General features: G+C 48.3%; 8 protein-coding genes. 3 read left to right on the top strand and 5 right to left on the bottom strand.

Annotation, left to right across the window (positions count from 1 at the left end; all coding sequences use genetic code 11):
- Positions 1 to 93: 93 nt before the first annotated feature.
- The 4 genes from OOT00_RS15630 to OOT00_RS15615 all read right to left on the bottom strand — a co-directional run bounded on the left by OOT00_RS15630 (position 94) and on the right by OOT00_RS15615 (position 3,885).
- Positions 94 to 741: an RloB family protein gene (locus OOT00_RS15630; protein ID WP_265426360.1), complete on the bottom strand. Its 648-nt coding sequence runs from the start codon at positions 739 to 741 to the stop codon at positions 94 to 96.
- On the bottom strand, positions 741 to 2,006 hold the full coding sequence (locus OOT00_RS15625) for an AAA family ATPase (protein ID WP_265426359.1): 1,266 nt from the start codon (positions 2,004 to 2,006) through the stop codon (positions 741 to 743). The genes OOT00_RS15630 and OOT00_RS15625 overlap by 1 nt, the downstream gene beginning before the upstream one ends.
- Positions 2,007 to 2,267: 261 nt before the next feature.
- The gene (locus tag OOT00_RS15620; protein WP_265426358.1) at positions 2,268 to 3,047 is read right to left on the bottom strand and encodes a BRO-N domain-containing protein; all 780 of its coding nucleotides are present in this window, start codon (positions 3,045 to 3,047) and stop codon (positions 2,268 to 2,270) included.
- 229 nt (positions 3,048 to 3,276) lie between these two features.
- Complete coding sequence (locus OOT00_RS15615) at positions 3,277 to 3,885, bottom strand: BRO-N domain-containing protein (protein WP_265426357.1); 609 nt, start codon at positions 3,883 to 3,885, stop codon at positions 3,277 to 3,279.
- A 462-nt stretch (positions 3,886 to 4,347) separates the two neighbouring features.
- Here OOT00_RS15615 and OOT00_RS15610 point away from each other — a divergent pair, with 462 nt between their 5' ends.
- The 3 genes from OOT00_RS15610 to OOT00_RS15600 all read left to right on the top strand — a co-directional run bounded on the left by OOT00_RS15610 (position 4,348) and on the right by OOT00_RS15600 (position 6,389).
- Entirely contained in the window at positions 4,348 to 5,406 is a 1,059-nt protein-coding gene (locus OOT00_RS15610; protein WP_265426356.1) for a hypothetical protein, read from the top strand.
- Positions 5,384 to 5,764: an ASCH domain-containing protein gene (locus tag OOT00_RS15605; protein ID WP_265426355.1), complete on the top strand. Its 381-nt coding sequence runs from the start codon at positions 5,384 to 5,386 to the stop codon at positions 5,762 to 5,764. Before OOT00_RS15610 ends, OOT00_RS15605 begins: the two co-directional genes overlap by 23 nt.
- A gap of 103 nt (positions 5,765 to 5,867) precedes the next feature.
- Positions 5,868 to 6,389: a hypothetical protein gene (locus OOT00_RS15600; RefSeq protein ID WP_265426354.1), complete on the top strand. Its 522-nt coding sequence runs from the start codon at positions 5,868 to 5,870 to the stop codon at positions 6,387 to 6,389.
- A 44-nt stretch (positions 6,390 to 6,433) separates the two neighbouring features.
- Here OOT00_RS15600 and OOT00_RS15595 read toward each other — a convergent pair.
- The coding region (locus tag OOT00_RS15595; RefSeq protein WP_265426353.1) for a hypothetical protein at positions 6,434 to 6,724 on the bottom strand (291 nt) is incomplete at its 5' end.

The raw sequence follows: 6,724 nt of genomic DNA, 5'->3' as shown, positions 1-6,724 counted from the left end.
TTTTTTGTAGATGGTGCTTAGATGAGCGTGGATGGGTGTTCTTTTTTGCTGAATGGGGCAAGATTTTGCTTGACGGGGGGTGGAAGCATCAGCCTACTTTTTCAGATTTTGCAGATAATCCACAAGCAGATGCACCTCCGTAAAGGTTTCCCAGCTTTGGGACTGTTCACAATGGGCCAGCACTTCTCTGGCGTTTTTCATGGCCTGAGGCAGACGATCTTTCAGGTGGGAACAGGCATCCCCATGGCCCTTGGCATAGTCCGGATAAAGGCGTGGTTTTCTGAGGGCGGCAATGACATTTTCGCAGATGGAGCCGCTTCCCTTTGTATCAAAATTCCTTGTGGTTTTTTCAAAATGCAGCAGCAGCCAGAATTCAAAACAGGGCGCTGACACAATGGCCCGGATTTTCGGAAGGCTTCTGCCTTTCAGCTTGTCCAGAGCAGGCTGGTAGCTTCCGTGCCGGTCTTTATCGAAAACGCAAAATACCCTGTCATAGTTTTTGTGGTGCTCAAGGCCGTAATTCACCACACGGATGGGAGCGGAACCCGAATCTCCCGTCACACGGATATTGGCGCTGCTCAGCCTCAGATCCTTCCGCATGGCCTCAAAGTACGCAGGCTCCGTTTTTTCGCCTTCACAGACAATCAGCACGCTTTCATAGGGGGCGCGTTTTGCCCTTTCCCTGGCAAGGGAGGAAAGTTGTCTTGCCTTTCTTTTATGATGCAGATCGTCCGTTCCCATCAGAACCTCACCTCGCCGATAAAGGGAATGGCCCCGTACCGGCCCTGAAGATAACCCCTTTCCAGTGCTTCCGTGTTGCGGGGTTTGAAATCGGAAAGGGGGTAGAGACGGCTGCCGTTGTGCCTGTCCTTTTCCATGAACCAGATCTGATCCCGCCGCATGATTTCCTGATCCAGAAGGGAAGTGTCATGGGTGGTGAAAATGAGCTGAGCATTCTCACGGTTCAGCGCCGCATTGTGAAAAAGCCCCAGAATAAACCGCAAAATATGGGGATGAAGGCTGTTGTTCAGCTCATCCACCATAAAGATACGTCCATTCTTCAGGCCATCCAGCCATGGGCCTGCATAGTCGAAAAGCTTCTGGGTGCCGTCCGATTCCTCTTCCAGAGGCAGCCACACAATGGCATCGGAATCCTCCATCTGGTGGCCCAGAAAGACCCGGACAACCTTTCCTCCCGGAAAATCAGAAAGAAATTTTTCCCGAAGTTCTCTGGGTATACCCGGCGGCAGGTCTTCTTTTTCCAGTTCCTTTTTTTCACACCGGATATCTCTGATGCTGAGATCCGCCGCATTCAGCAGTTCAAGGAGGGCCTGTTTATGCGCTTCGTTCTGGCAGTGTTCAACGGAAAAGGCCCGGTGCATGATGGCATTGTGGGGAATGATGGAAATTTTCCGGAACCAGTGGAAAACCGGCTTCATCTGTTCATTGTTGAGCTGGATGGCGGTGGAAAGAAAAAGGGCATTGGCGCGGGTGGCCTCCTGCCAGAGCTTTCTGGTGCCTGTGAAGCTGGTGCTGAATTTCCAGTCGTAAGCCCGGATCTTTTCATTCCAGGAACGTTCAAACCAGCGCTGCGCCCTGCTCTGGGGATAGGCCAGCAGCCATTCATGCACAATCCTCTGGCGGTTCACGGCAAAGCCATATTGATACCGCACCCCGTCCGCAATAAAGATCACCTCAAATTCACCGGGCAGGCTGTCTCCGCTTTCATGGAAGAGGAAGGGAGAGGCATCGATGGCGTCTCCTTCCTGACCCTGGGCAGACTGCAGCACCATTTCCCGCATAAAGGAAAGGGCTTTGATCAGGTTGCTTTTGCCGGAGGCATTCGGCCCATAGATCACCGCAGACTGCAGAAGTCGCAGCGTTTCTTTGGAGGCAGGCGCGAAGGTATGGCTTTCCTTCAGCTCCGCTGCGGTGCTGGCTGTCATCTGGAGGTGCTGGGGCTCCCAGAAGGAACGGTAATTGGTGACATTGAATTCGATGAGCATACGGCCTCCGGGTCAGGTGGATATGTAATTCAGGGCTGAATTTTGCATAAAATTTGCAAAAAATGCAACCTGATTCTTTTAAAAGGGCCTGCCCGACCTTTCTCTGGTTCCTGTTTTTCCACATCATTTGATGTGGAAAAATAAGAACCCACTGCCTGCACAAAAGCGTTGCTGAACCCCGGACGCACAAAGCCCCCGCACCGAAAAGGATGCAGGGGCTTTCTTTATGGATCAGCGAAAAGGGGTCAGACCCCTTTTATGTCACGGCTCCTGAGATGTCCCCATGGTCAGGGTCATGAGAAGATCCTCAAAGGCATCCTCATAATACATGGGATGGGTTTCTCTGGGGTTTTGCGGGGAAACCATATTCTCGCCGAAAGCCAAACCCAGATCCGTGAGGTTCTTGAATTTTCTGACCGCCCCACTGGCTCCGGTGCGCTCCCGCTCCTCCAGCATCCCATTGTTCACCATGAGCTGATTAAATTTGATGGTGCTCATGTCCACGTTGTGTTTTTTTAAAAGGGCCGATGCGGACATGCGCTGGCGGGGTGCTTCCGTGTACTGGGGCAGTACAGATTTATCCAGACCATGGCGGTCATAGATGGCATAACAAAGGGTCAGCCGGGAGTCATCGGAAACCCGGAGCATGTCGGCAACACATTCCGCTGCCCAAAAATCCTGCTGGATCAGGATTTTGAGGGGGTGGTCGTTGCGGGGGATCTGATATGCCCCGGTGCGACGGATGGAGGGGAGGACTTCTTCAACCACCCAATCCTGAAACTTTTCAGCCGATTCAAGGTTTGATCTCATTATGAGCCTGTAAAGATCAGCCTCTGGGATAATATTTATTGGGTGCCCTGTTTCAGGGTAATTGATTTTATTGACTTTTTTACAATGGCTGTTTATTGCGTTGTTTGGCTTTTCATAACCCAACGCCCTTGCAATGTCAGTTGCCACAAACCACGGCTCGCCGTTCCGTCCTTCAACAATGCGAACCTGCCCAAATTCCCGATTTTCAAAAACCTGTACCGCTGTATCCATGTTCCGCTCCCTTTTTTCATAAAAGGGGTCAGACCCCTTTCAGGTGATCATTTCTGCGGAGATTATAGGGCCGGAATGGGGGGCTTTTTCAGATGGTGCTTAGATGTGCGTGGATGGGTGTTCTTTTTGGCTGAATGGGGCTTGATTTTGCTTGACGGGGGGTGGGGGCTTATCTGGATAAAACAAAAACCCCCGCACCGAAAAAGGATGCAGGGGCTTTTTTTATGGATCAGTTCCGCGGCCGTGCTGCGGCATCATGATCCCGGAGGGACTGGAGATAGGCTTCGTGGTGGATGTCCGGGCTGAGGACGCAGAGAGTGCGGAGGACATCGTTCACGGAAACGCCCAGATCCTGATACAGGCGGCTGAGGGCGGGCATATCCCGGAGGATGGCGTTCACCTGCGTCACGAGCTTGCGGGCAAGGCGGATCTGGTCTTCCCTGTCCGGGGCTTCCGTGGCAAGGGCCGGAGCCATCCCGGAAAAGCGGCCTGTCCTGCGGATGGCGGGAAGCACTTCCGAGGCCACCCAGTTGGTGAAATCTTCGGCGGCGGGTTTGTTGGATCGGAAGGCCAGCTTGTACAGGGCGGGTTCGTTGATGGTGACGAACTCCTGATCCTGTTCGCCGTACACCCCGTGCTGATTCTGGAGGGGGGTGCGGAAACTCCGCATCCCCCTCCAGTTTTCCGGAATACTGTCCAGTGTGTTGCCCCTCCACGAAATGCCCAGGGCATCACAAACATCTCTGGCAACAAACCAGAGGCTTCCGTCTTCTTCGGTGAGGGTTCTTACGGTGTGATCCTGAAAAGTGAAAGCAGTGGTGGGCAGGTTCTGTGTCATGACGGTCTCCTTTGCTGGTGATAGCTGGGAATCCGCCGCCTTTGTGCGAAAAGGGAGGCGGAGCTGAGCGGGTTCGCACTACCGGGCAAAGGAGAACCGGCGCTTCCGAAGAAGCCCCGCACAGCTCCGCCATAAGGGTAAGAAAGGGCGCAAAAAATGCGCCTGCATTTCTTTCATGGTGGAGGGCGCTAGCTCCTCTGCTTTCGGGGGTGCGAATCCCGACTGCGGTTTTTTGCCGCAGTATGAAAACTGTACCCAGACCGGAATGGAATGTCAAGACGCTGTTGCGGATGGGGGAAAACGGGAGAAAATTACGGAAAACGGACGCGGGAGCTTGTCAGGGTCGGATGGGTGGGGTATGGAAAAGGATCGCTTTTTTGAGGGTGCTGTGGGGCCTGTGGGCGTTAAAAGCTAAAAGGGATGCCCCTTTTTCAGACCTATGGTAAAATTAAGGAGTTCGATATGGGAATAGATTTAAGGCTACAGCGATTTGCGGATGTCAACGTGGATGACCCATTTTTTGATTCTTTGAAAAATGATTATAGGGAATTTATACATTGGTTTGAAAAAAAAGGGCGTGAGGGTGCCTGTGCATACACTCTGTATGATGAAGGGTTATTATCGGGGTTTATGTATTTAAAAATAGAGAAAGAGGCCGTCGGAGATATCCATCCCGCACTGCCGTATGCCCGACGGGTTAAGCTCGGCACGTTGAAGATTAATGGGCATGGGTCAAGGCTGGGTGAACGTTTCATTAAAAAAGCATTAGATCATGCCATAGATTCAGAGGCATCAGATATCTATGTGACAGTTTTTGATAAACATCGGCCGCTCATCCGACTACTTTTTGAGTTTGGGTTCGGACAATATGGGCAAAAAAAGACGGAGAATGGGATTGAAATCGTTATGCTCAAATCACTTTATCCCAACATAACCGGGAATGTGAGAAGGGATTATCCTTTAATTGATACAAGGGGTAAGCAAAAATTTCTACTGGCAATCAAGCCTGAATGGCATACGCAGTTGTTTCCCGATTCTATACTTAACAATGAGTCCTTTGATATCGTTCAGGATGTATCTCATACGAACAGTATTCAGAAAACATATATCTGCAGTATGGATCTGGGTTTTGTTAGGCCTGGTGATATTGCTGTCATCTATAGAACCACTGACGTAGAGGGCCGTGCTCGGTATCGGGCTGTGGCTACTTCCGTATGTACTGTAGAAGATATAAGACATAAGAGACAATTTGCGGGGGAAGATGACTTTGTAGATTTTACTTTGCCATTCAGTGTTTTCGACGAGAGAGATATACGATCGTTATGGAGAAACAATGGTCGGCTTTATGCTCTTAAAATGCTCTATAATGCCGCTTTTTCCAAACGTCTTACACGGGGCTTGTTAATTGATGAGGTGGGTCTCAATGGAGAAGCGTATTGGGGATGTATGAGGCTTTCGGATTCCCAATTTTTTAATGTTTTAGAAAGGGGTGGGGTAAGTGGACGTCTTGTTATCCATTAAACCTGAATTTGCGGATAAAATCTTTTCCGGTCAGAAGAAATATGAATACCGAAAAGCAATTTTTAAAAAAGATGTAAACCGAATTGTCGTTTATGCATCGAATCCCATAAAAAAGATAATTGGGGAGTTTTCAGTCCGAAAGATACTTGTTGAATCCCCTGAGACCCTATGGAGATTGACCGGGAATGACTCTGGTATCAATAAGGATTTTTTCTTTGAATATTTTTTAAATCGTAACATCGGTTATGCCATTATGGTTGAAAAAGCTTCAAGATATCATATACCAATTGACCCAAAAGAGCTTGATGATAAGTTTACCCCACCGCAGTCGTTTAAATATTTAAATTCATTAGATTAAAAATGGTTTAGCTTCTTTTTCTTTGTTATGATCGGGTCTGAAACAACAGATATTTTGTTGACTGGGTTTCTGTCTTATTAGTAAAAATAAGAAAGTGTTTATTTTGAAAGATAAAATACTTGATATTATTTCAGATTTGATATTTTACAATGAGTGGACTGGAGCATGTTACGCATCTGTAGCTATTGCCCATACATTGTTGAAATTTAATAAGATAGAATCAATCCCGTGCATAGGTGTTGTGGGATGTGATAATGGTGAATTTTTTGACCATGCTTGGCTTGAGATTGATGGGTTGATATATGATTTGGCTATGCCTTTTCCCCAAGACCCAAGATCTAGAGCTTATGACTACTTTGATGACAGATTTGGGTTTCGGGGTATTGTGAGTCACCCTCATATTGCCTTTGGAATTGATGAAGATCTAGATGATGAGGCCATTTCTATAGCAAGTGATTTCGGTTATCTTATGAAACATACACCTTGCTTTAATCCAGAAATTGATTTCTGGATGTTGGCTTCGGATTTATCTAAAAAACTTAACGCTCCTGCAAGTGTAGATGATTTGAAAAATTCCACAACTTCAAGCTCTTGGGTTATTAGGAGAAGCCAAAAGAGCAAATGAGCCAAGCCAAAAGAGTCTAACCAATTTTAGCCTTTTCACCTTTTTCATACCTTTGAATCACCCCCCAAAGGCACTGTCCAGCGCATACTTTCCAGTTTTTTGAGAAAAAGTTCATCCTCTTTTTCCGAGTTCTCAAAATCAGGAATTTTTGACCCCATAAATATCAGACGGAATCTGGGCGTGAAACTTTCCCCGCTCCCATCCTTCGTTTCTGTTGAATCCACAGAATCCCCTTTCATTTCCACAGGCGCATCCTCCCCAAAAAGCTTCCCCTCATCCAGCGTTTTGCCGTAAGCCTCCATTTCAAACTCCCTCACCGCCTCACAGGCGCTTTT

The organism is Desulfobotulus pelophilus (assembly GCF_026155325.1).
Taxonomy (GTDB): domain Bacteria; phylum Desulfobacterota; class Desulfobacteria; order Desulfobacterales; family ASO4-4; genus Desulfobotulus; species Desulfobotulus pelophilus.
This window is presented reverse-complemented; position numbering and strand designations above follow the sequence as displayed.